The sequence below is a fragment of the Methylobacterium oxalidis genome, from assembly GCF_007992195.1.
GTDB lineage: Bacteria > Pseudomonadota > Alphaproteobacteria > Rhizobiales > Beijerinckiaceae > Methylobacterium > Methylobacterium oxalidis.
On record NZ_BJZU01000005.1, the window covers coordinates 115,304 to 141,052 of the forward strand.

The 25,749-nt window shown below is 72.4% G+C and carries 19 protein-coding genes; 11 read left to right on the plus strand and 8 right to left on the minus strand.

Going from position 1 to position 25,749, the window contains the following annotated elements; translation table 11 throughout:
• Positions 1–30 precede the first annotated feature (30 nt).
• From MOX02_RS03255 to MOX02_RS03275, 5 genes are all read right to left on the minus strand, one after another.
• Entirely contained in the window at positions 31–3,414 is a 3,384-nt protein-coding gene (locus MOX02_RS03255) for a maltotransferase domain-containing protein (RefSeq protein WP_147024292.1), read from the minus strand.
• Positions 3,415–3,489: 75 nt separating this feature from the next.
• Positions 3,490–8,397 carry a malto-oligosyltrehalose synthase gene (locus tag MOX02_RS03260; RefSeq protein ID WP_147024293.1) on the minus strand — a complete coding sequence of 1,636 codons (4,908 nt, stop codon included), beginning with the start codon at positions 8,395–8,397 and terminating at the stop codon, positions 3,490–3,492.
• 85 nt (positions 8,398–8,482) lie between these two features.
• Positions 8,483–10,285, minus strand: coding sequence for a malto-oligosyltrehalose trehalohydrolase (gene treZ / locus MOX02_RS03265; protein WP_147024294.1), 1,803 nt, complete (start codon positions 10,283–10,285; stop codon positions 8,483–8,485).
• Positions 10,286–10,455: 170 nt separating this feature from the next.
• Complete coding sequence (gene glgX, locus MOX02_RS03270; protein WP_147024295.1) at positions 10,456–12,555, minus strand: glycogen debranching protein GlgX; 2,100 nt, start codon at positions 12,553–12,555, stop codon at positions 10,456–10,458.
• A 40-nt stretch (positions 12,556–12,595) separates the two neighbouring features.
• Complete coding sequence (locus tag MOX02_RS03275) at positions 12,596–14,017, minus strand: alpha,alpha-trehalose-phosphate synthase (UDP-forming) (RefSeq protein ID WP_147024296.1); 1,422 nt, start codon at positions 14,015–14,017, stop codon at positions 12,596–12,598.
• A gap of 36 nt (positions 14,018–14,053) precedes the next feature.
• Between MOX02_RS03275 and MOX02_RS03280 the strand changes: the two genes are divergently transcribed.
• From MOX02_RS03280 to MOX02_RS03330, 11 genes are all read left to right on the plus strand, one after another.
• A complete protein-coding gene (locus MOX02_RS03280) occupies positions 14,054–14,317 on the plus strand; it encodes a hypothetical protein (RefSeq protein WP_147024297.1) in 264 nt (87 codons plus the stop codon).
• 122 nt (positions 14,318–14,439) lie between these two features.
• Complete coding sequence (locus tag MOX02_RS03285) at positions 14,440–14,943, plus strand: hypothetical protein (protein WP_147024298.1); 504 nt, start codon at positions 14,440–14,442, stop codon at positions 14,941–14,943.
• Positions 14,944–14,952: 9 nt separating this feature from the next.
• The gene (locus MOX02_RS03290; RefSeq protein WP_147024299.1) at positions 14,953–15,363 is read left to right on the plus strand and encodes a phage holin family protein; all 411 of its coding nucleotides are present in this window, start codon (positions 14,953–14,955) and stop codon (positions 15,361–15,363) included.
• 5 nt (positions 15,364–15,368) lie between these two features.
• The gene (locus MOX02_RS03295; protein WP_147024300.1) at positions 15,369–15,749 is read left to right on the plus strand and encodes a DUF3618 domain-containing protein; all 381 of its coding nucleotides are present in this window, start codon (positions 15,369–15,371) and stop codon (positions 15,747–15,749) included.
• A 61-nt stretch (positions 15,750–15,810) separates the two neighbouring features.
• Positions 15,811–16,695 (plus strand): hypothetical protein, encoded by an 885-nt coding sequence (locus tag MOX02_RS03300; protein ID WP_147024301.1) that lies wholly within the window; start codon positions 15,811–15,813, stop codon positions 16,693–16,695.
• Between the two features lie 135 nt (positions 16,696–16,830).
• Entirely contained in the window at positions 16,831–17,592 is a 762-nt protein-coding gene (gene pxpB / locus MOX02_RS03305; protein WP_147024302.1) for a 5-oxoprolinase subunit PxpB, read from the plus strand.
• Positions 17,589–18,605 carry a 5-oxoprolinase subunit C family protein gene (locus tag MOX02_RS03310; protein ID WP_147024303.1) on the plus strand — a complete coding sequence of 339 codons (1,017 nt, stop codon included), beginning with the start codon at positions 17,589–17,591 and terminating at the stop codon, positions 18,603–18,605. Before pxpB ends, MOX02_RS03310 begins: the two co-directional genes overlap by 4 nt.
• A 50-nt stretch (positions 18,606–18,655) precedes the next feature.
• On the plus strand, positions 18,656–19,744 hold the full coding sequence (locus MOX02_RS03315) for an apurinic/apyrimidinic endonuclease family protein (RefSeq protein WP_147024304.1): 1,089 nt from the start codon (positions 18,656–18,658) through the stop codon (positions 19,742–19,744).
• A 43-nt stretch (positions 19,745–19,787) separates the two neighbouring features.
• Positions 19,788–20,339 carry an RBBP9/YdeN family alpha/beta hydrolase gene (locus MOX02_RS03320; RefSeq protein WP_147024305.1) on the plus strand — a complete coding sequence of 184 codons (552 nt, stop codon included), beginning with the start codon at positions 19,788–19,790 and terminating at the stop codon, positions 20,337–20,339.
• A gap of 179 nt (positions 20,340–20,518) precedes the next feature.
• On the plus strand, positions 20,519–21,025 hold the full coding sequence (locus tag MOX02_RS03325) for a hypothetical protein (protein WP_147024306.1): 507 nt from the start codon (positions 20,519–20,521) through the stop codon (positions 21,023–21,025).
• Positions 21,026–21,164: 139 nt separating this feature from the next.
• Positions 21,165–21,419: a hypothetical protein gene (locus MOX02_RS03330; protein WP_147024307.1), complete on the plus strand. Its 255-nt coding sequence runs from the start codon at positions 21,165–21,167 to the stop codon at positions 21,417–21,419.
• A gap of 39 nt (positions 21,420–21,458) precedes the next feature.
• On the opposite strand, the gene MOX02_RS03335 is transcribed toward MOX02_RS03330, so the two are convergent.
• The 3 genes from MOX02_RS03335 to MOX02_RS03345 all read right to left on the minus strand — a co-directional run bounded on the left by MOX02_RS03335 (position 21,459) and on the right by MOX02_RS03345 (position 25,734).
• Positions 21,459–22,484: a YcjF family protein gene (locus MOX02_RS03335; RefSeq protein ID WP_147024308.1), complete on the minus strand. Its 1,026-nt coding sequence runs from the start codon at positions 22,482–22,484 to the stop codon at positions 21,459–21,461.
• A 70-nt stretch (positions 22,485–22,554) separates the two neighbouring features.
• The gene (locus tag MOX02_RS03340) at positions 22,555–24,000 is read right to left on the minus strand and encodes a YcjX family GTP-binding protein (protein WP_147024309.1); all 1,446 of its coding nucleotides are present in this window, start codon (positions 23,998–24,000) and stop codon (positions 22,555–22,557) included.
• A 108-nt stretch (positions 24,001–24,108) separates the two neighbouring features.
• Positions 24,109–25,734 (minus strand): hybrid sensor histidine kinase/response regulator, encoded by a 1,626-nt coding sequence (locus MOX02_RS03345; protein WP_147024310.1) that lies wholly within the window; start codon positions 25,732–25,734, stop codon positions 24,109–24,111.
• Positions 25,735–25,749: the final 15 nt, after the last annotated feature.

The window sequence follows — 25,749 nt, forward strand, 5'->3', positions numbered from 1 at the left end:
CGCGGCCGCGATCTCGTTACACCGAACCCCTCAATCCGCAACCCGGCGCGGGACGCTGAGGCGCCAGATGATGCAGGAGCGCTCGGCCGGGTCGAGGGCGATGCGGTGGGACTTGCCGTAGAGCTCGAACCTGTAGCCCTGCAGCAGGTCCTCCACCGCCACCGCCCCGTGGTCGGGCAGCCCGAGCAGCCAGAGCGGCACCTCGTAGGTGCATTCCTGGCGGTTCTTCGGGTCGAGGTTGACCATCACGAAGATGCAGTTGTCGCCCTCGGGCGTCACCTTGGCGTAGGCGAGGATGGCGTCGTTGAAGGCGCCCGTGAAGTGGATATTCCGGAAGTCCCACAGGGCCGGGTTCTCGCGCCGGATGCGGTTGAGCTTGACGATGTGCTCGCGGATGTTCCCGGGCCGGTCGTAGTCCCAGGCCTTCAGCTCGTACTTCTCGGAGTCGAGGTACTCCTCCTTGCCCGGGTAGGGCGCGGCCTCGCACAATTCGAAGCCGTTGTAGATGCCGTAGACCGAGGAGAGCGTCGCCGCTATCGTCGCGCGCACGATGAAGCCCGGCCGGCCGCTGGTCTGCAGGTAGTAGGGGTTGATGTCCGGCGTGTTGGCGAAGAAGTTCGGCCGGTAGTACTCGCCCATCGGCCCGGCGAGCTCGAGGGCGTAGTCGGTCAGCTCCTGCTTCGTGTTGCGCCACGTGAAGTAGGTGTAGCTCTGCTGGTAGCCGGCCTTGGCGAGCTTCTTCATCATCTTCGGCCGCGTGAAGGCTTCCGCCAGGAAGATCACGTCGGGGTATCGCCCGTTCACCTCGGCGATCATCCACTCCCAGAACGGGATCGGCTTGGTGTGCGGGTTGTCGACCCGGAAGATGCGCACGCCGCGCTCCGCCCAGCCCATCACGATGTCGCGAAGCTCGATCCAGAGGGAGGGCAGCGCGCCGCCGTAGAAGTGCACGTTCGAAATGTCCTCGTACTTCTTCGGCGGGTTCTCGGCGAACTTGAGGGTCCCGTCCGGGCGCCACTCGAACCATTCCGGGTGGTTCTTGATCCACGGATGGTCGGGCGAGCACTGGATCGCGAAGTCGAGGGCGATCTCCATGCCGTAGGCGTGGCTCGCCGCCACCAGCCGCTCGAAGTCGGCGAAGGAGCCGAGCTCGGGGTGGATGGCCTCGTGGCCGCCCTCCTCCGAGCCCACCGCGTAGACGGAGCCGACATCGCCGGGCTCGGCCTTCAGCGTGTTGTTCTTGCCCTTGCGGTTGGTGCGGCCGATCGGGTGGATCGGCGTGAAGTAGAGGACGTCGAAGCCGAGCTCGCGGATCTCGGGCAGGCGGGCGATCACGTCGTCGAAGGTGCCGTGGCGGTTCGGGTCGCCGGACTGCGAGCGCGGGAAGATCTCGTACCAGGCCGAGAACCGGGCCGCGAGGCGGTCGGCGATGACGGGCAGCGTCACGGGATAGCGCGAGGCGTTCACCCGCTCGGCGTTGCGGCGGATGAGCTTCGTGGTCTCGGGCTCCAGGATCAGGCGGAGCTGGGCCGGCGAGCCCGTCTCCTCGGCGGCGAGCGCCGTGACCACGGCGGCGAGCCGCTCCTTGTCGCGCCCGCTCGCGAGGTCGGCCGCGGTCTGGACGGCCTCGATGCCCTCGATGGTCTCGAGCCTCACGTCGAGCCCGGCGTCGCGCTTCTTCATCGTGTCGCGGATCCAGGACGAGAAGCCGTCCCGCCACGCCTCGATCGTGAACTCGTAGCGGGCGTTGCGCTCCAGCGGGAAGTGGCCGCCCCAGCGGTCGTTGTCGATGAACACCATCGGGTCGCGCCGCCACGCGGCCTCGCCGACGACGCGCGAGAGGATCGCCGCGTTGATGATCTCGTGCCCGTCCGAGAAGATGTCGGCCTCGACCTGCACGATCTCGCCGACGACGCGCTTCACCGCGGAGCGGCCGCCGTCGATCTCGGGGGTCACGGCCTCGATCAAGACCCGGCCCTCGCCCCGCGGAGTGCCGCGGCTCGGCAGCTCGGCGACCACCGCCCGGTCGGCGGCGAGGATGCGCAACTCGCCCGGCGCGAGGTCGATTGCCGAGCCCGGATGGAAGGCGATGGGCTCGGCCTGCGGCGTGCGGTCGACGAAGGGCCCGAGCTGGCCGCCCGTGCGGGCGACGAGCGCGCCGGCATCCACCGGCACCGGCCGCGTGCCCGGATTGTACAGGACCAGTACGGCGTGCCGGGCCGAGGCCATGTGGCCCGTGTCGTAGCGGACGAGGGCGACGAAGGCGGCATCCGGCGCGGAGATGCGGGCCTGCGCGCCCTCGACGTTGGCGGCGGGCAGCTCCGCCCGCAGGGCGTTGATCGCGGCGATTCCCGCGGAGATGTCGAGGCCGCTCTCGGTCTCGCGGTCGGCTGGGCTCGTCTCGACCACGTGCAGCGCGCGCCGGTAGCCCCACTCGTAGCCGATCGGCATCAGCACGCCCGACGAGAAGAAGGCGGCCAGCGCGTAGCGGGTGAGGAGCCTGCGCGAGGCGGTCCCGGAATCGGCCGGCATCTCGGCGGCGAGCCGGGCCATGTCGTGGTTCTCGGGGAAGGCGATCGAGGGCGCGATGGTGCGCAGCCGCTCGTACTGCTCCAGCGCCCAGGGTGCCCTGAGGTCCCACCACGCGAAGGAGTTGAACAGGTAGTCGAAGCCGGCCCCCGCCGTCGCCCGGGCCTCCTCGAAGGTGCAGCCCAGCGTCTCGGCCGCGAACAGGCAGGCGCGGTCGCGCCCCTTCGCGCCGGCGATCAGCGTCCGCCAGACCTCCGGCGGCACCTTGTAGGCCGCGTCGCAGCGGAACCCGGCGACGCCGAGACCCTGCAGGCGCGCCACGTAGCCGTCCCAGATCCGGGCGAGCTCCGTCCGCGCGTGCTCGGAATGGTAGTCGAGCTCGGCGAGGTCGCCCCAGACCGTCCGCTTCGTCGGGTCGTCGGGATCGACCGCGTAGGGGCTCGCGATCGCCCCCGTCTCGTCCTTGACGAAGAGGTCGGGCCGCTCGCGGGCGAGCCGTCCGTCGTTGGCCGTGTGGTTGACGACGAGGTCCGTCATCACCCGCAGGCCCTGCGCCCGCGCCGCCTCGCAGAAGCGCCGGATCTGCTCGTCGTCGGGCGTCCCGTCGAGGTCGCGCAGGCGCTCGTCGAGGGCGTCGGTGTCGGCCACCGCGTAGAGGCTGCCCGAGCCGCCTGTCTGGTGGAACGGGTTCAGGTAGACCCAGTCGAAGCCGAGCCGCGCGATGCGCGGCAGCTCGCCGGCCCAGTCCGAGACGCGGCCGACGAGGAGCGGGAACAGGTTGTAGATCCGCGGTCCCTCGGCCCGTGGCGCGAGGCCCGCGGGCAGCGCGACGGCCTTCGCGCCGGTCGCCTTGTGGGTCCCCGTGGCTGTCGTCGGTGCGTTCATGCTGCCCTCGGCGTGCTTCTCGGTTTCATCGTCGTCAGGCGCGGGTCCCCGCGCCCGGGCGGTGCGCGCCTCGCCCTACCCGACCCGCCGCAGGACGGCGCAGGGCAGGTGCGCGAACAGCCGCCCGAGGTCGAGCCGGTCGCCCTCGTGGCGCTCGCCCGTCAGCAGGTCCTGCCAGGCGCCCCCGCCCGACGGGGCGAGCCCGGTGCCGGCGAACGCCTCCGCGTTCCAGACCCCCTCCCCGGACAGGCGCGAGACGAGGCGGGGCAGGGCCACGAGCAGCTCTCCCGGATCGGAGGTGCCATCGGAACGTGTGAAGGCGATGACATGATCCGCGCGCGCGCCGCTCACCGCCACGGGCTCGTAGCCCGCCTCGGCGTAGAACGAGGCCCGCTCGGCCCTGTCGCGCAGGAGGCCGGCCAGCACCGCCTGCTTCACGCGCCCGTCCTGCCAGTGCGGCAGCAGGGCGGCGGCCGGCTCCCCGGCTTCGAGAGCCTGCGTCAGGGCCGCGTAGTCGACCGGCCGGCGGTTGTCGGGATCGACGAACGAGAAATCCCAGAACTCGGTGCCCTGGTAGGTGTCGGGCAGGCCGGGCAGCGTCGCCTTGAGCACCGTGCGGCCGAGGCCGGTGATCATCCCGAGATGGGCGAGGCGACGCGCGAAGGGGCGCAGCTTCTCGAGGAAGGCCGAGCCCGGAGCCACGACAGCCTCGAACAGGGCGCGCACGGCCCCCTCGTAGGCCTCGTCCACGTTGACCCAGCTCGATCGGCGCTTGCCCTCGCGCATCGCCTTCTCGGCGTAGGCGATGAGGCGATCGCGGAATTCCCCGATCACGGCCGGCTCGTCGCGCTCCAGGAGCTCGATGGGCCAGGCGCCCAGGATCGCCTGCAGGAACATCCACTGGTCGTTGAGGTCCGGCGCCGGCTCGTCGTCGAGGTTGCCGAGATGGGGGCCGGCCGTCTCCCGCCAGAGGTCCCAGGCGCGGGCCCATTCCTCCGGCATCTCGGAGAGGGCGAGGAGCCGCGTGCGGGCATCCTCGCCGCGCTTGGTGTCGTGGGTCGCCGTGGTGATCATGGCGTTCGGCCAGTCGCGGGCGCGCGCGGCCTGGAGAGCGTGGAAGTGCTCCGCGTCGATGCCGTACTCGCCCGGGTCGCCGCCGACCTCGTTCAGCGCCAGAAGCATGGCGTAGCGGTAGAACAGCGTATCCTCCAGGCTCTTGGCCATGACCGGGCCGGTGAGTTGCTGGAAGCGGCGGCGGAAGCGCAGGACGACGCGCGGATCGGCGCGGCCGGGCCCCGTCGTCTCGACCCGGCCGAGCAGCGTGTTCGCGGCGAAGTCGTGGACCGAGCGGTCGGGCAGCGCGCTCCAGCGCTTGGCCTTGGCGACGGCGCCCTCGATCAGGCGCACGTCCTCCTGCTCCACGTCGCTCTCGTCGAGGTCGGGCGGAAGGTAGCTGCGGTAGGTGGGGAAGCGCGCGATGATCTCGATGAGCGCCCGGCGGATCGCGTTTAGGGAGAAGTCGCGGGTGCGGCGGTCCGCGTCGGCGATCTCCTTGAGATCGGCCGTCAGCACCTCGAGTTCGCTCGCGAAGCTGATCTCGAGGATCTCGGCCTTGGCGGCGCGGAGTTGGAACCCGTAGGGCTCGTCGAAGCCCGTCGCCCACTCGTAGAGGCGCCTGATCTTGGGGCGCTTCTCCCGGTCGACCAGGATGCCGTCGAGCTGGTTCAGGACGTCGTATCCCGTGGTGCCGGCCACCGGCCAGGGCCGCAGGCGCTCGCCCGGCTCCAGGATCTTCTCCACCACCACGTAGAAGCCCGGCCCCACCGAAGCCTGCAGGGCCCGCGCGTAGCCGAGCGGGTCGGCGAGCCCGTCGATGTGGTCGATCCGGAGCCCGTCGATGCGGCCCTCGCGGACGTGGCGGAAGATGGTCTCGTGCGAGCGGTGGAAGATGTCGGACTTCTCCACCCGCAGGCCCGCGAGCGAGTTCACGTCGAAGAAGCGGCGGTAGTTGATGTCGCTCGACGCGACCCGCCAGTGGGCGAGGCGGTAGGCTTGGCTCTCGAGCAGCCGGTGCAGCGGCCCGAAGCTCTCGGGGTGGCCCTTGAAGCCGTTGAGGAGCTTGAGCGTGCGCTCCACCGCGTCGCGGATCGCGGGCGAGCCCCGCACCACCTTCGCGAGGCGCAGCTTCAGCCCCTCCGCCTCCTCCGGGAAGGCGAGGCGGCGCTCGCGATCGGTCTCCTCACCCATTGTCCGCAGGCGCTCGGAGATCGAGAGCAGCTCGGCCGAGGTGTCGTCGCCGACCTCGCCGAGGGCGGCCAGCACCCGGTTGAGGATGGTCGGGTAGTTGAGCGGGCGGATCGGGAACTGGTGCTCGTAGTGCCAGACGCTGAAGGCGCCGGCGCCGGCGTCGAACTTGAGCTCCAGCGTGCCCTTCTCCAGGGCCTCGCCGTAGCGGTCGCCGAGGAACGGGATGACGAGGTTGCGGTTGGCGCCCTGCCGCTCCCAGTCGATGTCGAAGGCGTGGGCGAAGGGCGAGAGCGGTCCCCATTCGAGCACCGAGAGCCACCACGGGTTGTCGGCCCCGCCGACGCCCATGTGGTTCGGCACGATGTCGACGAGGAGCTTCAGCCCGTGGCCTCGGAGCGCGTCCGAGAGGCGCACGAAGCCCTCTTCGCCGCCGAGCTCCGGGTTGATCGCGCCGTGGTCGACGATGTCGTAGCCGTGGGTCGAGCCGGGCCGGGCCTTCTGGAGCGGCGAGGCGTAGACGTGGCTGATGCCGAGCCGGGCGAGGTAGGGAACGATGCCTTCCGCGTCCGCGAAGGTGAAGTCCTTGTGGAACTGCAGGCGGTAGGTCGCCCGCGGCGGCTCGGTGGCGAGGCGCGCGGCCCCGGAGCGCGGCCCACGCTCCTCTGCCGAGAGGGCGGCAGCGAGCTTGGCCAGAGGCCCCCCGGGGGCTGCGATCGAGTCGAGGTCGCGGTCGAGCTTACGCCGCCAGTTCGGGTAGCCCTCTGTGGAGCCCGGCACGTTCGCCTGGCTCAGCTCCGAGACCACGTCCTCGTACTGCACGGCCGTCAGCATGGCGGGGGCGCGGGCGAGGTAGCGGGCGGCGGCCTCGAAAGGCGCGGCCTCCGGCGGGTCGTAGGAGGGCAGGAGCTGCTCGCCGGCCAGCGCCTCGGTGAGGCGGGCGCGCTCGGCGACGCGCTCGCCGCGCTCGGCGTCGGCCCGCTCCGCGTCGTACAGGCCGAGCGACTGGCGCGTGTCCGTGTCGACGCCGCGCCACCAGCCGACGAAGGTCGGCAGATCGTGCGTGGTGATGGCGGTGAGCGCGTCCCGCGGGTAGGCGTCCGGCGCCTTGAAGCGGCCCCCGTGCTCGCGCTCGAAGGCGAGGATGCGGTAGCTCAGGATGCCCGCCTGCATCAGCGCGTCGGAGAAGCCCTCCGGCGCCGTGCCGAGGTCCTCGGCGATGACGAGGCACTTGTTGCGGTGGCTCTCGAGCCGGAGCACGGCCAGCATCGCCTCGAACGGCATGGCGACGTAGGCGCCCTCCTTCGCGCTGCCCGAGAGCGGGATCAGGTAGAGGCGGGCGAGCTGGAAGGCGTGGTCGATGCGGATCGCGCCCGCGTGGCGCATGTTCGAGCGCACCAGGGCCCGGAAGGCGGCGAGCCCGTCGCGCTCCATCTCCAGCGGGTCGAAGGCGGGCAGGCCCCAGTCCTGGCCCTTGGGCGCTAGGAGGTCCGGTGGCGCGCCGATCGAGACGTGCTCGGCGAAGCGCTCGGGATGCGACCACACTTCCGAGCCGCCCCGGTCGGCGCCGACCGCGAGGTCGCGGTAGAGGCCGATCCGCATGCCCGCGCCGAGGGCCGCCTCGGAAGCCTCCCGAAGCTGGCGGTCGGCGAGGTGCTGGAGCCAGGCGTGGTAGGCCACCGCCTCGGCGTGCCGGTCGGCGAAGGCCCGCACGGCCTCGGTCTCGGCCCGGCGGTACTCTTCCGGCCAGTCGCCAAGCCAGTGGGCGCCCTGCCCGCGGAAATGCGCGGACAGCGCCTCGAAGACCGCGTGCGAGCGCAGGTTCTCGCCCCCCTCCGCCCGGAAGGCGTTGAAGGCGGGGTCGGTCCCGGCCCGGGCCGGCGAGTCGGCCCAGAGGGCCTGCAGGACCGGCGACAGCACCTCCCAGACGCCGGCATGGTCGACGAGGGCCGCGTCGCGCAGGGCCTCGACGCGCTTGCGGTGCTCAGCCAGCAGCGCCTCGGCGCGCGAGCCCTTGAAGCCCGGCAGGGCTCCGGGCTCGATGAACAGCGTCTCGAGGAACAGCCGCGACGAGGGCGAGTAGGGCGAGATCTTGGTCCGGTCGCTCTCGAACAGGGCGTGGACGGGGCTCAGACCCAGGAACGAGGCGCCCCGCAGGCCGGCGTCGCTCGCGGCGCGGCCCGCATCCGCGTAGGTGCCGATGCCGAGGTTGCCCGGCGAGCGCAGGCCGTAGAGCTGCGCGGCGAGGCCCCAGTCGCGGGCGCCCTCCTCGTCCGCGTAGGCGCGCGGGCGCCAGCAGCGCTGCGGCGCGGCGATGACCCATGCCTCCGCGCTCCGGTCGCCGAGCGTCACGGTGAGGTGGTGGTAGCCGGGGGTCAGCGGCGGGAGTTCGAGCCCGCGCTCCGCTCCGGAGAGCGTCGCGCGGCCCTCGCGGGCCTGCCCCCGCTCGTCGAGAAGGCGCCACGCCAGCGTTCCCTCCGCGCCCTCGCCCGCGCGCACGCGGATCCGGTGGCTCCGGCGCGCCTCGACGGGGATCAGGGGCGGCACGAGGCCGCGACGCAGGGACTCGACCCGGCGCAGGCTCTCGGCGACCCGCTCCTCGCTCCCGACCGGAAAGCCCAGGGCTTCGAGCATGCCGGCCCGGGCGTCGAGGGAGGTGTCGACACGCTGCCCGAAGGCGTCCGTGTAGCCCGACGCGATGCCGACGAGATCTGCAAGCCGTTCGAGGTTGCCGGTCACGATCAATTTCCAGCTTTCGTTCCGATGCCGCGGATGCGCCCCCGCACGGACGAGGGGCGTGGACGGGAGTCGACGGGAGCGGCTCTCATGCCTCGGCCCCGCTCAGGAAGAGGCCAGTCCAGCCGGGCAGCGCGCCGCTTCCGTCCGGAGCGTTCGTCCAGAACACGCGGCCGCCGCGCAGGTCCGCGGCGAAGGGCCCGGTTCCCACGTTGGCGACGAAGCGGTAGCTGCCGCCCTCGAAGCGCCAGGTGCAGTCCACGACGTCGGGCCGCGGCAGGCTCGCCGTCGCGCCGAGGTACCGGGTCTTCGTCAGCGGCACCACGATCTCGCGGCGCAGGCGCAGCAGGTGCTTCGTGTCCGCCAGCACCTCCCGGTGAGGCGAGCGCTCCCGCTCCGACCAGTCGAGCTTCGAGGCCGCGAAGGTCCTGGCCTCGGTCGGATCCGGGATGACCGAGGTGTCGTCGGCGAAGGCCGCGAAGCTCTTGAACTCGCGCCGCCGCCCCTCGCGGACCGCCCTGTTCAGATCCTCGTCGGGCGCGAAGTCGACGAAGAACAGGAACGGGGTCGAGGCCGACCATTCCTCGCCCATCCAGAGCATCGGGATCTGCGGCGCGAGCAGGAAGCCGGCTCGGGCGAGCGCGAGCTTGTCCGCGTCGGCCAGGTGGCTGAGGCGCTCGCCCAGAGCCCGGTTGCCGACCTGGTCGTGGTTCTGCAGGAAGGTCACGAAGGCCGAGGGCGGCAGGTGGGCGGAGGGCTCGCCGCGCGGGTGGTCGCCCAGCGTCTTGAAGGGCTCGCCCTGGTAGGCGAAGCCCTCCGACAGGCAGCGGGCGAGGTGCTCGACCGGGCGGTCGCTGAAGCTCTCGTAGTAGCCCGCATCCTCGCCCGTCAGCAGCACATGCCAGCAATGGTGGAGATCGTCGGCCCATTGCGCGCTGTGCTGGCGCGGCGCACCGGCCTCGTCGCGCTCAAGCCAGCGCGCCTGGTTCGCCTCGTTCTCGAGGATCAGGTGGACGTGCCGGTTCGGCAGGCGCTCCCGCACGGTCTCGCCGAGTTCGGCCAGGAAGTGGCGCTCGGAATCGTCGAGGATGGCGTGGACGGCGTCGAAGCGCAGGCCGTCGAAATGATACTCTTCGAGCCAGTAGAGGGCGTTCTGGAGAAAGTACTGGCGCACGACGTGGCCGCTCTCGCGCCCGTCGAAGTTGATGCCCGCACCCCAGGGCGTCTGGTGGCGCTCGGTGAAGAAGGTCTTGGCGTAGGCGTGGAGATAGTTCCCGGCCGGGCCGAAATGGTTGTAGACCGCGTCGAGGAAGACCATGAGCCCGAGCGCGTGGGCCCGGTCGATCAGGCGCTTCAGGTCGTCCGGCCGGCCGTAGGCCGCGTCCGGCGTGTAGGGCAGCACGCCGTCGTAGCCCCAGTTGCGGCCGCCCTTGAAGTCCGCGATGGGCAGGAGCTCGATCGCGGTGACGCCGAGGTCGCGCAGGTCCTCCAGGCGCTTCTCCAGGCCCGCGTAGGTGCCCTCCGGCGTCGCGGTGCCGACGTGGAGCTCGTAGATCACCGCCTCCTCGAAGGGGCGGCCCGTCCAGGCGGCGTCGGTCCAGGCGAAGGCTTGCGGATCGATCACCTCGCTCGGGCCGGCGACGTCCTCCGGCTGGAAGCGCGAGGCCGGGTCCGGCACGACGAGGTCGCCGTCGATGCGGAAGCCGTAGCGCGCGCCCGCGCGCGCGCCCGGCACGGTCGCCTCGCGCCAGCCCTCGCCCACCTCCGGGAAGGGGTGATCGGCCCCGTCGACCACCAGGGCCACGTCCTTCGCGGTGGGCGCCCAGAGTCGGAACCGCACCGCGTCCGCGACGATCTCGCTGCCAAAGGCCATCGTGTGGGCGCGCCGCATGGGGCCACCGTCCTCGTCTGTCGCAAATGGGCTGGCGTATCGGGCTCCGCCTTCCTGAGAAGCTTGCCCCGATCTGTCTGGTTCCCCGCACCGCAACTATGGCGGCGCCCGCGCGCGGCAACCGCCGCGCCGCGGGGGCGGCGGCTCAAAATCGCATGCCTCGATTCAGCTCAGGCAGGCTCGCGGCCGTTCGGGGCGGCAAGCACGAGGAGCGAGCGCGGGGCGAGGTCGACCTCGGCGCCGGCGTGGTGGGAGGGGCGGTCCTTCGGCACGGCTCCGGTGGGCGAGGCGGTGTCGAAGACCGGGCTCCAGGGCCCCCCGACCGCCGTGCCGAGGCGAAACGCGCAGGGCTCCTCCGACCCGTTGACGAGGATGAGGAGCCGGTCGCCGCGCTCGTGGTCGTTGCCGATCTGCATGCCGAAGACTTGGCGGCCGGCATCGCCCCAATCCTCGGATTCCATCTCGCCGCCGCCGGGCGCGAGCCAGTGCACGTCGCGCAGCGGCTGGTCCGGGTCGATGCGGGCCCCGTCGAGGAAGCTGCGGCGGCGCAGGGCCGGCTGCTCGCGCCGCAGCCGCGTCAGGTTCGCGACGAAGACGGTGAGGTCCGGATCGGGGTCGCGCTCCCAGTCCATCCAGCTCGTCGCGTTGTCCTGGCAGTAGGCGTTGTTGTTGCCGCCCTGCGTGCGGCCGCGCTCGTCGCCCATCAGCAGCATCGGCACGCCCTGCGCGAGGAAGATCGTCGCCAGCATGTTGCGCACCTGCCGGGCGCGCAGCGCCAGGATCCCGGGATCGTCGGTCGGCCCCTCGACGCCGTAGTTGCGCGAGACGTTGTGGCCGTGGCCGTCGCGGTTGTCCTCGCCGTTCTCCGCGTTGTGCTTCTCCTCGTAGGCGACGACGTCGGCGAGCGTGTAGCCGTCGTGGCTCGCCGCGAAGTTGATGCTGGCGAGCGGCGAGCGCCCCGAGGGCGCGAAGATCTCCCGCGAGCCCGTCAACCCCTGCGTCAGCTTGGGGAGCTGGCCCGCGTCGCCGCGCCAGAAGCCGCGCACGCTGTCGCGGAACTGGTCGTTCCACTCGCTCCAGCCGCGCGGGTAGCCGCCGAGCTGGTACCCGCCCATGCCGATGTCCCAGGGCTCGGCGATGAGCTTCACGCGGGCGAGCACCGGATCCTGCGCCACCGCCTGGAAGAAGGCGGCGCGGGGGCTGAAATCGTGGGGCGCGCGCCCGAGCGAGGAGGCGAGATCGAAGCGGAAGCCCGCCACCCCGTAGGCCGTCACCCAGTGGCGCAGGGAGTCGAGCGCGAGCTGCATCACCCGCGGATGCGCCACGTCGAAGGTGTTGCCGCAGCCCGTACAGTCGATCTCGGTGCGCGGATCCTCCGGATTCAGCTTGTAGTAGCTGGCGTTGTCGATGCCGCGGAACGAGAGGGTGGGGCCGGTGTGGTCGGCCTCGGCCGTGTGGTTGTAGACGACGTCGAGGATGGTCTCGATGCCGGCCGCGTTCAGCTCCCGGATCGCCGCCTTGAGGCCGGGGATGCCGGCCTCGCCGAGGTAGCGCGGCTCCGGCGCGAAGTAGTTGAGCGGCGAGTAGCCCCAGAAGTTGACGAGGCCGCGCTCGACCAGGAAGCGGTCGTCGGCGAAGGCCTGGATCGGCAGGAGTTCCAGGGCGGTGACGCCAAGCTTCCACAGGTGCTCGATGATGGCCGGGTGGGCCAGGGCCGCGTAGGTGCCGCGCTCGCTCTCCGGCACGTCCGGATGCGTCATGGTCAGCGCCCGGACATGCGCCTCGTAGATCACCGTCTCGGAGAGCGGCCGGCGCACCGGCTGCAGGGCGAGGTCGGGCACCTCGGGCGCCGTCACCACGCCCTTCGGCATGTGGATGGCGCTGTCGCGCCGGTCGATCTGGTCCGGCCGCTGCAGGCCGCGCCGGTGGCCGTAGAGCGAGTCGTGCCAGTGGATCCGGCCCGAGATCTCGCGGGCGTAGGGGTCGAGCACGAGCTTGGCCGCGTTGAAGCGGTGGCCGTTTCCCGGGTCCCAGGGACCGTGCACCCGGTAGCCGTAGAGCTGCCCCGGCAGGACGCCGCGGAGGTAGCCGTGCCAGACGTCGTCCGTGCGGCAGGGCAGCCGGATCGTGCGGGTCTCGTGGCGCTCGTGCGGCTCGAACAGGCACAGGTCGACCGCGGTCGCGTGCTCGGAGAAGAGCGCGAAGTTGACGCCGCGCCCGTCGAAATGGGCGCCGAGCGGTGCGGGGACGCCGTCGTCGAGGCCGATCATGCTGGGGCGCCCGGACGGCCGGCGCGGGGCGGGCGCGGCCCTACTCCGCGGCCGCGGCCGTGGTCGGCGGCTCGCGCTCGACGGTGCGGAAGTTCTCGAGCTCCGAGAGGAAGTTGCGCGCCCACCAGTCCACGTCCTCGCGCGTCATCCGCTCGGCCATCGGCTTCCACCGCTCCAGGCGCTCGCTGCGCGGCATGTAGAGCGCCGTGCGGATCGCCTCCGCAACCTCGAAATGGTCGTATGGGTTGACGAGGATCGCCTCCGGCAATTGCCGTGCCGCGCCCGCGAACTTCGAGAGGACGAGAACGCCCGGATCCTCCTCGCTCTGGGCGACCACGTACTCCTTGGCCACGAGGTTCATGCCGTCGCGCATCGGCGTCACGAGGCCGACGCGGGCGGCCCGGTAGAGCCCGGCCAGCACGGGCCGCGGGTAGGCCTTGGTGACATACTGGATCGGCGTCCAGGCGGGCTCGCCGAGCGAGCCGTTGATCTCGCCCACCGTCTCGTTCACCTCGCGTGAGAGCTGCTCGTATTCCGGCACCTCGCTGCGGGATTTCGGGGTGATCTGGATGTAGACGACGTTGCCGCGCTGGTCGGGGTTCGAGGCGAAGAAGCGGTTCACCGCCTCCATGCGCTCGGGCACGCCCTTCGAGTAGTCGAGACGGTCGACGCCGATCAGGAGCTTGCGGGTGCGCAGGCCGGCGATCGTGTCGCGCACGGTCTTGTTCGAGGCGGCCTTCTCGGCGGCCTCCTTGAAGCCCGCGACGTCGATGCCGATCGGGAACGAGCGGATGCGGGTGCGGCGTCCGTCCACCATCAGCGAGCCGCCGCCGAGCGGGATCGCCCGCAGCGTGTCGCACAGGTTGCGGTGCAGGTTCTGCACGTCCGGGTCGGTCTGGAGGCCGATCAGGTCGTAATCGGCGATGGCCCTCAGGAGGTCGCCGCTGGCGGGCAGCGAGTTGAACACGTCGGCCGCCGGCCAGGGGATGTGGTGGAAGTAGCCGATCGGGTTGGCGATGCCGAGGCCGCGCAGCTCCGAGGCGAGCGGCAGCAGGTGGTAATCGTGCACCCAGATGATGTCGTCGGGCTCGACCAGCTTGGCGAGCTGGCGGGCAAAGATGCGGTTGACCCGGCAGTAGCCCGCGTAGTCCGAGCGCGAGAAGGCGCCGAGCCCCAGCCGGTAATGCATGATCGGCCAGAGCGCCCGGTTGGCGAAGCCGGCGTAGTATTCCCGGTGATCCTGGGGAGAGAGGTCGACGACCGCGTACTGGACGCGGCCCCGGTCGATCAGCTTCGGCTCCTCCGAGGGCTCCTCGACGATGTTGCCGCTCCAGCCGAACCAGAGGCCCTCGTAGGCGGTGAAAGCTTCCTTCACCGCCACGGCGAGGCCGCCGGCCGCTACCGCCTTGCCGCCCTCCTCGGGTACTGCAACGCGGTTCGATACGATGACAAGGCGTGCCACGAAGCCGGCTCCGGTCCTCAGAGCGCGAGCGCGGTTGTGCCCGCGCTCGGCCATTTCGTTTCCTCGGGTGAACGCGCGGAAGCCAAGCGCGATCCGTTGGCGCTAGCCAAGCGCGATCGGACCGGTCGGGTCAAGATGCAGATTCGGGCCCCGCACGAAGAAAAAGGCGTGCCGTCAGGCGTCGTTGCCCGTGGACCGGCGCCCATCTTGCGCAAGGTTAATCTCCGGAGGTCCGCTGCCGATGCGGGCGTGGGTATCAGCTTGGCCGATCCTGCGCCGCCCATGCTGAATGAAGGCTGAGCCGCGCGGGAGGGGCCTGCGCGCCGCGGGCCGCGGCGTGCGCGCGCCGCCATCGGAACCGGGAACGAGCGGGGTGGTTACTCAGCCGACATGAACCCCTCCCGAGTGCAAGGAGTAAGCCCATGGCCGGCAACGCGTCTCCCAACCCATCCGGCGGCCCGAATGCGGGCTCCGGTCCGGGCGCCGCCGGCGAATCCGCCGACTGGCGCGGCCTCAAGCACGACGTCGAGGATCTGCGCGAGACCGCCGTCGAGCGCGGGCGCGGCCTGATGGATGCCGCCCGGGCGCAGGCGCAGGACTACGCGGAGCGCCGCAAGGGCGACGCGGCCCGGTCCGTCAACGACCTCGCCCAGACGCTGCGCGACTCGAGCAAGACCTTCGACGACCGCCCGAACATCAAGGCGTTCTTCGACAGCGCCGCCGAGGGGCTGGAGCAGCTCGGCGGCTCGATCGAGTCGCGCACCTTCGCCGACTTCTACGAGGACGCCGAGGCCTTCGCGCGGCGCGCGCCGGTCGCCGTCGCGGTCGGAACCTTCGTGGCGGGGTTCATCGCCGCCCGCTTCATCAAGTCGTCGAGCCTCCCGCCGGACGGGTCCTACGGCCGTTTCGACGACCGGATCTCCTGAGGTCCCACGATGTCGACCGGATCCAACCCGAACGGCACGCCGACGAGCATCCAGAGCCTCGTCGGCGATGCCCTGCGCGAGACGAACGAGCTCGCGCGCAAGGAGATCGCGCTGTTCCGCGCGGAGATGGCGAGCAACGTGCGCTCGCTGTTCATCGGGGTCGCCTGCCTGATGGGCGCGGCGGTGTTCGCCGTCGTCGCGCTGCTCGTTCTCATCGACGCCTTCGTGAAGTGGCTCGCCACGATCGTGGGTTCCGAGTGGCTGTCGGCGCTGATCGTCGGCGGCGTTCTCCTGGTGATCGCGGTGGGGCTCGCGCTCTGGGGCCGGAGCGCGATGTCGCTCTCGACCCTCGCGCCGACCCGCACCACGCGCCAGGTCCGCCAGGACGCCCGCGCCCTGTCTGAGAGGGTCTCCGGATGAGTTCGATGAACGAGCTGGAGCGCGAGATCGAGGAGAGCCGGGCGCGCCTCGACACCACGATCGACCGCATCCAGAACCGCCTCTCGCCGGCGAGCCTCGTCGACGAGATGCTGGGCAGCGCCCGCCGCACCCCGCTGAACGGCGTCTACGAGGGCGCCCTCGACGCGGTCCGCCGCAACCCCGTGCCGGTGATGCTGATCGCGGCCGGGATCGGCTGGCTGCTGTTCCGGATGCAGGACGACGCGAGCCGGAGCGCGCGCCTGCGCCGGGCGCGGCGCTCCGCCGACCGGGTGCCCGTGCTGAACACCGGCGCGGCGCGCGTCTACGACCCGGACCTGCCCGCCGGCCGGCCCGCCCGGGAACTCGCCGAGGAAACCCAGATCTGACGGCGCCGAGACATCGTCCCACCGGACGCCGGCGCCAGGAGCGAGATGATAGGAGTACCCCATGAGTGACACCGGCAAGCCGCAGCAGAGCGGCCGCACCCTCCCCGAGGACATCGCCGCGGGAGCCGGGCTGCCGAGCGGCGGCGCGCCCGACCGCAGCCTGCACGGTGGCGGCTCGAGCCCGGGCTCGGCCGGCAGCCTCGACCCGCACGCGCAGGCGCAGGATTTCAGCCTGCGGCCCGATCCGGCCGGCGAGCGGGACCCCCTCGCCTCCGTGCGGACCGATCCCCACGCCAAGCCCGAAGGGTTCGGGTTCCGGCCCGACCCGGCCGGCAGCCGCGACCCCGGCGGCACCGCCGGCATGCACCGGCAGGAGGTGCACGGGGCTTCGGGCGGCGGCGCTGGCGGCTCCCAGGGCGGCTCCCAGGGCGGCGCGAGCCAGGCGGCGGGCCGCGTGGCCGACCGTGCGTCCGACCTTGCCGGTCAGGCTCGCGACCGTGTCCGCGGCGCTGCCGACGACGTGCGCGAGCGCGCCTCGGACGTCTACGGCGATGCCCGCGCCTGGGTCTCCGACATGCAGCGCGACCAGCGCCGGCGGGTGGAGGATCTGGCGGCCCGCGGCCAGGAACGGCTGCGCAGCCACCGCACCACCGCGGAGAACTTCGTGCAGGAGAACCCGCTCCTCGTCGGCGTCGTGGGGCTGGCGGCCGGGCTCCTGCTCGGCGCACTGCTGCCGCGCACCCGCAGCGAGGACCGCAACCTCGGCCCCTACGCGGACGAGCTGCGCGGCCAGGGCCTGCGCTACGCCCGCGACTTCGCCGACCGGGGCCGCGAGTTCGTGGAGACCGCCCTCGACCCGGACCATCTCAACGCCGCCGCCCAGCGTGCCGGCGCCGAGCCCGGCCCGGCCTACCAGGGCGAGGAACGGGCCGCCCACCGGCTCTGAGGCGGGCTCCTCCGGACACGTGATGCGGGGCGGCGCCGGGCGCCGCCCCTCGTCGTTCGGGCGTGCCGTGCCCGGCGGCGATCGTGTAAGGTCCGGCCTCGAACCCACCCCGTGGCGCGAGACCGCTGCGCTTCCATGCCCGACCCGGACCCAGCCGGCGACCCCGCGCTCCGCATCTTGCCCTGCGGCGACACGGCGCTGACGGTCGAGCTCGGCGAGACGATCGATCCGAGGCTCAACGCCCGCGTCCTGGCGCTGGAGGCGCGAGTGCTCGCGGCGAGACTGCCCGGTCTCGTCGAGACGGTGCCCACCTACCGCTCGCTCACGCTCCACATCGACCCGCTCGTCACCGATCCGGCCCGCGTCGCGTCCGCGGTGCGCGAACTCGCGCGCGGCGCGCTGTCACCGCCCGCCCGGCGCCGGCTCTGGCGCGTGCCGGTGGTCTACGGCGGCGCGTTCGGGATCGATCTCGACGCCGTGGCCGAGCGGCACGGCCTGACGCCCGCGAAGATCGTCGAGCATCACGCCTCCCCTGAGTATCGTGTGGTGATGCTCGGATTCCTTCCCGGCTACGCCTATCTCTCCGGTCTGGACCCGAGGCTCGCCCTGTCGCGGCGTCCGAGCCCGCGGCCCGTCACGCCCGCCGGCACGATCTCGATCGGCGGCGCGCAGGCCCTGATCGCCAGCATCGCGGCGCCGAGCGGCTGGCATCTCCTCGGCCGGACGCCGGTGCGCAGCTTCGCGCCGGGCCGCGACCCGGTCTTCCTGTTCGCCCCCGGCGACGCGATCCGCTTCGTGCCGACCGACCCGGCGCGCTTCGACGCCCTCGACCGGGCCGCCGCGGCGGGCGAGCCGGTGGCCGAGCGCGTCGAGGCCGATGCGGCGGAGGTGCCGTGAGCGGGGCGCATCTCCTGGTGCTCGCGTGCGGGGCCGCCACCGGCCTGCAGGACGGCGGGCGCAGCGGCTATCAGCGTCAGGGCCTGTCGGGCTCGGGCGCCATGGACCGCCTCGCCCTGGCGGCCGCGAACGCCCTCGTCGGCAATCCGCCCGAGACTGTCGCCGTCGAGCTTGCGCTCGCCGGTGCCCGTCTACGGGCGGTGGGCGGTGTCGTGCGCCTCGCCCTCGCGGGGGCGCCCTTCGCCCTCAGCCTCGACGGGGAGGCGGTGGGCGACCACCGCTCGTTCTGCCTGCGCGAGGGCGCGACGCTCGCCCTCGCCCCGCCGCGCCGGGGCGTCTTCGCCTACCTCGCCGTGGCGGGCGGCATCCCGGTGCCGGAGCGCCTCGGCAGCCGGGCGCTCCATCTCCGCGCCGGGCTCGGCGGCGTCGATGGGCGGCTCCTGCGCGCGGGCGACCGCCTGCCGGTGGGAGCCCCGGCGGGTGCCGGAGCGGACCGGACGATCGACCCCCTCCCCCTCGATTCCGAGGCGCCGGTGCGCGTGGTGCCGGGGCCCCAGGCCGATCACTTTCCGGACGCGGCGGTCGCGGCCTTCCTCTCCGCGACCTACGCCGTCTCGAACCGCGCCGACCGCATGGGCTATCAGCTCGACGGGCCGGCCGTCGCTCACGGGGAGCGCGGCTTCAACATCGTCTCCGACGCCACCGTCGCGGGCTCGATCCAGGTGCCCGGCAGCGGCCTCCCGATCGTGCTGATGGCCGACCGGCAGACCACGGGCGGCTACCCCAAGATCGCGACCGTGATCTCGGCGGACCTCCGCCGCGTGGCCCAGCGCCGCCCCGGCGAGCCCCTGCGCTTCGAGGCCGTGAGCGTGGAGCGGGCGGTCGCTCTCGCCCGCGAGGCCGCCGCCGTTCGGGCCGCCCTGCCCGTCCGGCTGAGGGCCGTGATCTCGCGCGAGGAGCGGCTGATGGCGGCCAACCTCGCGGGCAACGCGGTCGACGCGCTCGCGCCCTGAGCCCGCCGGCAAAGCTTGCGTCGAATCCGCCCGAACCGCGTTGTCGCTGTATGAGCGACATCACCAGCGACGGGACGCCCCGCCTCGGCTTCTGCTGCAAGTTCATCCCGGACGAGCCGCCGGGCACCCACAAGACCCTGAAGGCCGCCAAGGACGCGGCTCTCGCCATGAACGTCACCAGCGTGACCATGGCCTATCTCCAGCGCCAGGCCCCCGCCGAAGCGCGGGCAAAGCTCGGCGAGATCGTCTCCCACAACCTCGCCGCCCTGGAGCGCCAGGTGGCCTGGGTCGGGGCGCGGCCGCCCCTGGAGCGGCTCCTGCGCATGGCGAGCTCGATCCTGCCCGGCTACACCCACCCGGCCGTGAAGCCGCTCTACGCGGAGGCCGAGCTGCGCCGGACGGTCGAGACCGGGCTCGCCGCCATCGGCGAGCAGGCACGGGCGCTCGGCGTGCGCCTCAGCCTGCATCCGGGGCCGTTCTGCATCCTCGCCTCGCGCAACGAGGCGGCCCTGCGCAACGGCATCGAGGAGCTGGAGTACCACGCCGAGATCATGGACATGATGGGCTACGGCACGGGGTGGCACCCGCACGGGGCCCACATCAACATCCATGTCGGCGCGCGCGACCCCGGCACCGAGGGCTGGCGGGCGACCCTGCCGAAGGTCTGCCGCATCGCGCGCGACCTCGTCACGGTGGAGAACGACGAATCCTCCTTCGGCCTCGACGCGGTGCTCGGCCTCTCCGACCTCGTGCCCGTCGTCCTCGACATCCATCACCACTGGGTGGAGAGCGGTGGGGAGTACATCGAGCCGGACGACCCGCGAATCGCGCGGGTGCGGGAGTCCTGGCGCGGCGTGCGCCCGGTCTCCCACATCAGCGTCTCGCGGGAGACGCTGCTGCCGGACCACGACCCCGACCGCCTGCCCGACTTCGCCGCCCTGCGCGCGGCCGGCCATTCCTGGCGCGACCTCGCCGCCCATTCCGACCTGATGTGGAACCGGGCGCTGAACGCCCTCGTGGCGCGCCACCTCGCCTGGACGGATTTCGAGATCGAGGCGAAGTCGAAGAACCTCGCCTCGGTGGGCATCGCGGAGCAGATTTCCGGCACCCTGGCGCCGCTCGCCGTCGCGGCCGAGTGAGCGCGGCTCGACGGGGTGGCGCCGAGCCGCTATCGCGGAGCCCATGAAGACCGCCGATTGCGACATTCTCATCGTCCCGGGCCTCGCCGGCTCCGAGGAGGAGCACTGGCAGGCGCGATGGGCGAGCCGCCTGCCCACCGCCCGCATCGTCGAGCAGGCGGATTGGCACAACCCGGAGCCCGAGGCGTGGCGGGGTGAGATCCGCGCCGCGGTCGAGGCGGCGACCCGGCCGGTCATCCTGATCGCCCACAGCCTCGGCGTCGTCGCGAGCGTCGGCGCCGCTCCCGCCCTGCCCGCGGGCGTCGTCCGCGGCGCGCTCCTCGTCGCCCCGCCGGACGTCGAGCGGACGCCGGACCTGCCCGAGAGCGTGCGCGCCTTCGCGCCGATCCCGCGCGAGCCCCTGCCCTTCCCCGCCCTCGTGGTGGCGAGCCGCAACGACCCATACTGCACCTTCGAGCGGGCCGAGGATTTCGCCTATGCCTGGGGGGCCGTCACGGTCGATGCGGGCGAGTCCGGCCACATCAACGTGGCGAGCGGGCACGGGCCCTGGCCAGAGGGATTGATGCGGCTCGCCGGCTTCCTGAAGAACCTCTGATCAGGCAGTGCGGACGTCCGAAATCCCGGGCCGAACCAGCACCATGACAGGTCAATCGTCCCGCTATCCCCGGGAATGATCGGGAACTGATCCAGGTTAAACTGGTTTCATTCGCGAAATCGGGCCGCGGCGACGCGTTGCCGGCCTCGATCATCCTTGCCGATGTTACGGAGATGGGAATGACCAGCGGACGGATTCTTGCCGGCCTCGCGCTCGCGTGCCTCGCCACCCCGGTGCTCGCCGGCCCCTGCACCGACCAGATCGCCGCCGTGGCGAAGCAGCTCGAGAGCAGCCCGGCTGCCGGGGCGGCCGTGACGGGGTCGGTATCGGGCAGCGTCGCCGAGACGAAGGCCGATGCCAGCACCTCGCGCGACAAGACCGCCGCCACCGAGAGCGCGCCGAGCCTCAACAAGGACGGCAGGACGGGCGGCGTCGGCGGCAACGACGAGCTCAACGCGGCCTCGGCCAACCGCGCCACCTCGGCGGCGGACGTGCGCCGCCAGCAGGAGGGCAAGCCGACCGCCGCCGCGAATCCGGGCGAGGCCGGCACCGGGGACAGCGGCGGGAGCCGGGCCAAGAACCTCCTCGCCGAGGCGCGCGCGCTGGACGCCAAGGGCGACGAGTCCTGCAAGGGCAAGCTCGCCGAGGCCAAGGACGCGATGGGCCTGAGCCGGACCTACCGCTGAGGCCGCGGGCAGCCGCAAGCACGGACGGAAGGCCCCGCTTCCCGGCGGGGCCTCTCCATTTTAGGAGCATCTTAACGGCTCGTTTACCCTCGTGGCGCTCGATGGGGCCGGCCGAACCGGCCGCGCAGAGCGAGGGATCATGACGAGAAAAGAGCTTCTGGCCCGCCTCGAAGCCGTGCAGGCGGCCCTGGGGCCGCGCGCGAACGCGAGCTTCAACAGCTCGATCTTCAACGATGCGGCGCTCCTGAAGCGCATCGAGGCGTTCGAGGCCCAGCTCGCCGTCGCCGACAAGCCGAAGCCCGCCGAGTACACGGGCAACATGTTCAGCCGCATCGCCAACCGCCGCGCCAATGCGCCGGCCGCCCCCGTGCAGAAGCGGGTCGTCGGGTCGTAGCGGTCAGGCCCGCTCCCCGCTTTCGTTGGGTCGGAGCGGTCAGGCCCGCTCCTCTTCGGCGGGGCGCAGGAGCTCGCCCGCCACGTCCGACAGCCGCGGAAGCTCCTCGCGCGTGAAGGGCAGCGGGCGGCAGACGGCGACGGCGGCGAGCCCGAACCGCGCCGTCATCAGGCCGTTGAGCACACCCTCGCCGAGCTTGGCCGAGACGCGGGCGGCGATGCCGAGGCCCAGCACCTGCTGCACCATGCTGTCGCCGACCGCCATGCCGCCGGTGACCGTGAGATGCGCGAAAGCGGCGCGCGCGAGCCGCAGGAAGCCGAGGACGCCGGGGCGCCCGCCGTAGATCGCAGCGATCCGGCGCAGCAGCCGGACCGCCGAGAACACCACGAAGGCGACGTCGACGATGGCCCTGGGGCTCAGCGCCGTCACCGCCGAGACCTGCTTGGCCGCCGTGGCGATGGCCGCGCGCGCCTGCGCGTCGAGAGGGGCGAGCAGCTCGCGCTCGGCGATGCCGATGCGGTCGTCCACGTCGAGGATCGTGTCGCCGAGGGCATCGAGGCGCTTGCGCCCCGCCGCCAGGGGCGCCCGGTCGGCGTAGAAGGCGGCGAGATCCCGCACCACGCCCTGCGCCCCGGTATGGTCCCGGGCGGCGATGGCCTGGATCGCCGCCTCGCGCAGCCGCTCGATCTTCCGCTCCCGCCAGAGGCCGCCGAGCTCGCGCCCGACGATCGCCAGGAGCGCCACCGCGGCGAGCGCGAGGAGCGCCAGCGCGACCCCTCCGAGCCAGGGCGCGGCCTGGAACAGGTCCGCGATCAGGCGCTCGACGGAGAGCCCGACCCCGAGGGCGACGAGGCCGCCGAGGGCCGTCAGCAGCAGCGTCAGCCAGGGCGCGCGATGCCGGCCCGCCACCGGCACCGGCGTGCCGTCGGCGGCATCGACGATCTCGAAGGGCTCCTCGACCATCCGGACCTGCGGCGGCGGGCCGGCGGGCGGCGCGATGCCGGCCTCCGGGGCGCCGTCCGGCGCGGGGATGCGGAAGGCGCGCGGGCGCTGGGACGAGTTCATCGGATGGATCCCGGATGTGCGGGGCGGTCAGGCCGGGAACGGGATCCCGGCGGGTGGGCCGGACGGTCCGTCACGCGAGCCGGTCCCCGATCAGGAACTGCATCGCCCGGTCGAGACGGATCTGCGGCAGATGTCCGGGGCGGCCGAGGGCGTCGGGCCGGACGAGGGGCGGCCGGAACCGGGGGAAGCGCAGCGAGCCCGGCTCGACCGCGCCCTCCAGGACGGCCTCGGGCCGGGCCGGCAGCTCCCCGGGGAAGATCGCGGCCTCGCTCAGGCCGTCGAAGGTCTCCTCGCCCACCACCTCCCCGGCCTCGGGCGTGCCCGTGACGGCGCGGAAGCTCGCCTCGCCCTCGTGCACCGTGGTCTCGCGCGTGGCGCGCACGGAGGCGAGCGCCACGGTCCCGACCCGGGCGCCCGCCGCCTCGGTCCGCCGCATCGCCCGCGAGACGAGCAGGCGCAGCAGCGCGTCGAGCCGGTCGTGGCTCGTCTGGTGCAGGTGGTCGGCCTTGGTCGCGGCGAACAGGACGCGGTCGGCCCGGGGGGCGAACAGGCGGGAGAGCAGCGTGTTGCGCCCGATGTTGAGGCTGAGCAGCACGGAATCGAGCGCCTCCTCCAGTTCGGCGAGGGCCGCCGGGCCGGCATCGACCGCCGCCAGCACGTCCACGAGGACGATCTGCCGGTCGACTCTCTGAAAATGGTCACGGAAGAAGGGCTCGACCACCTTCGCCTTGTAGGCCTCGAAGCGCCGCTCCATCAGCCCGGCGAGGCTGTCGGGGGCGAGCGTCTCGGGCAGACGATCCAGGGGCGCGAAGGTGAGCGCCGGCGAGCCCGCGAGGTCGCCGGGCATCAGGAAGCGGCCGGGCGGCGTCGTCGCCACCGCCTCCGGCCCGGCGCGCAGGGCGGCGAGATACGCCTTGAAGGCGGTGCTCGCGCGCTCGGCCAGCGGCTCGTCCAGGGGACCGCTGGGGTCGAGGTCGCGCAGCATGGCGAGCCAGGGCGCCGCCATCTCGGCGCGGCCGGCCCGGCGCGTCCCCGCGATCGTGGTGCGCGACCACGTGGTGTAGCTCTGCTCGATCAGCGCGAGGTCGAGGAGCCACTCGCCCGGATAATCGACCACGTCGAGCATCAGGCTGCCCGGACCCGAGCGCCAGCCGCCCGCGCGCTCGTACTCGATGGCGAGGCGGAACTCGCTGATCCGGTCGGTGGAGCGGGGCCAGCGCCGCTCCTCGGTGAGCGCCGCGAAATGCTCCTCGAAGGGGAAGCGCGGCACGTCGTCGTCGGGCTGCGGCACGAGTCGGGCGCGGCGCAGACGCCCCTCCTGCGCGGGCGCGAAGGCGGGCAGCGCGTGGGTCTCGACGAGGTGGTGGATCAGGGCGGTGGTGAAGACGGTCTTGCCCGAGCGCGCGAGCCCGGTGACCCCGAGCCGCAGCGTCGGCTGGATCAGGAAATCGCTGGAGGCCTCGGCGAAAGCCTTCACGGCCGATCCGGCGCGTGCGGCGAAGCTGTTCAGGGGCAAGGCAGGGCTCGGCGGGAGGAGTTTCCGGCCGCTGAGGTGGCGCGCGCGGGCGCCGACCGCAAGGCTTGCGCCGCCCGGCCTCGCTCCACGCGCCTCGCGAGGGCCGCCTCAGCCGACGCCGGTCGGCCCGTCGAGGACGCGCCGGACGCGCCGGGCGAGCTCCATGCGCTTGTAGGGCTTGTTGATCACCTCGAACTCGGTGCCCCCCGCATCCGTGCGCTCCAGGGACGCCTCCGCGTAGCCCGTCGTCAGCAGCACCTTGATCTTCGGCTGCCGCTCGCGCGCGGCGCGGGCCAGCATCACGCCGTTCATGCCGCCGGGCATGATCAGGTCGGTGAAGAGCAGGTCGATGCGGGCCTCGCCGTCGAGCACCTCGATGGCCGCCTTCGGGTTGTCGACCACGGTGACCTTGTAGCCGAAATCCTCCAGGATGATGCCGGCCGTCGCCGCCACGTCCGGCCGGTCGTCCACCACCAGCACCGTCTCGGTTCCGTGCCGGTCGGCGGCGCGCTGCGTCGCCTTGCGCTCGTCCTCGATCTTCTGGTCGGAGGCCGGGAAGAGCAGGCGCACGGTCGTGCCGTGGCCGACCTCGGAGTAGATCTTGACCGATCCCCCCGACTGCTTGGCGAAGCCGTACACCATGGCGAGGCCGAGGCCGGTGCCCTTTCCGTCCGCCTTCGTGGTGAAGAACGGCTCCATCACCCGCGCCAGGATCTCCGGCGGCATGCCGCCGCCGGTGTCGGTCACCGAGATGACCACGTAGCCGCCGGGCCCCACCATCTTGTAGAGGGCCGTGTCCTCGTCCTCGATGAGGAGGTTCTCGGTCTTCACGGTGACCGTGCCGCCGCCCGGCATGGCGTCGCGGGCGTTCAGGAGGACGTTGAGCAGCGCCACCTCGGCCTGGGTCGGGTCGATGCGGGTGTTCCAGAGGTCCGGGGCGAGGTCCTGCCGCAGGACGATGTCGTCGCCCAGCGACCGCTCGGCCATCTCGCTCATGCTCTGGACGAGGCCGTTGATGTTGAGGAGGCGCCCCTCCAGTCGCTGCTTGCGCGAGAAGGCGAGCAGCTGATGGGTCAGCTTGGCGGCCCGCTCGGTGGCGTCGCGCACCGCCTCGCCGGCGCGGCGCAGGCGGCCGACATCGATGCCGGGATGGTCGATCAGCGCCAGCATCACCTCGTTGTGGCCGGAGATGACCTGCAGGAGGTTGTTGAAGTCGTGCGCGATGCCGCCCGTGAGCTGGCCGAGGCTCTCCATCTTCTGGGCCTGATGCAGGCTCTCCTCGGCGTCGCGGCGGCGGGACACGTCGAGTTGCGAGCCGAAGAAGTAGACGAGGTCGCCGGAGCGGTTGAAGACCGGGCTGACGAACAGGGCGTTCCAGAAGGTCGAGCCGTCCTTGCGGTAGTTCAGGATCTCGGTGGCGAACTCCCGGTGCTCGGCGATGGCGGTCCGCACCTCGGCGATGGTGTCGCGGTCGGTGTCCGGGCCCTGCAGGAAGCGGCAATTCGTGCCGATCAGCTCCTCCCGGCTGTAGCCGGTCATGCGGACGAAGGCGCGGTTGACGAAGAGGATCGGGTTGTCGGGCTGGTGCGGATCGGTGACGATCATCGGCATGCGCGTCGTCTCGACGGCCGCGAAGAAGATGTCGTGATGCACGTCCTCGACGCCTGACGGCCCGCTGCCGGAGACGGGCGTGCGCGGACCGTTCGTCTTCGGCTTCTCGGGTGACGATGTCATCCGCTGCGGGTCTCC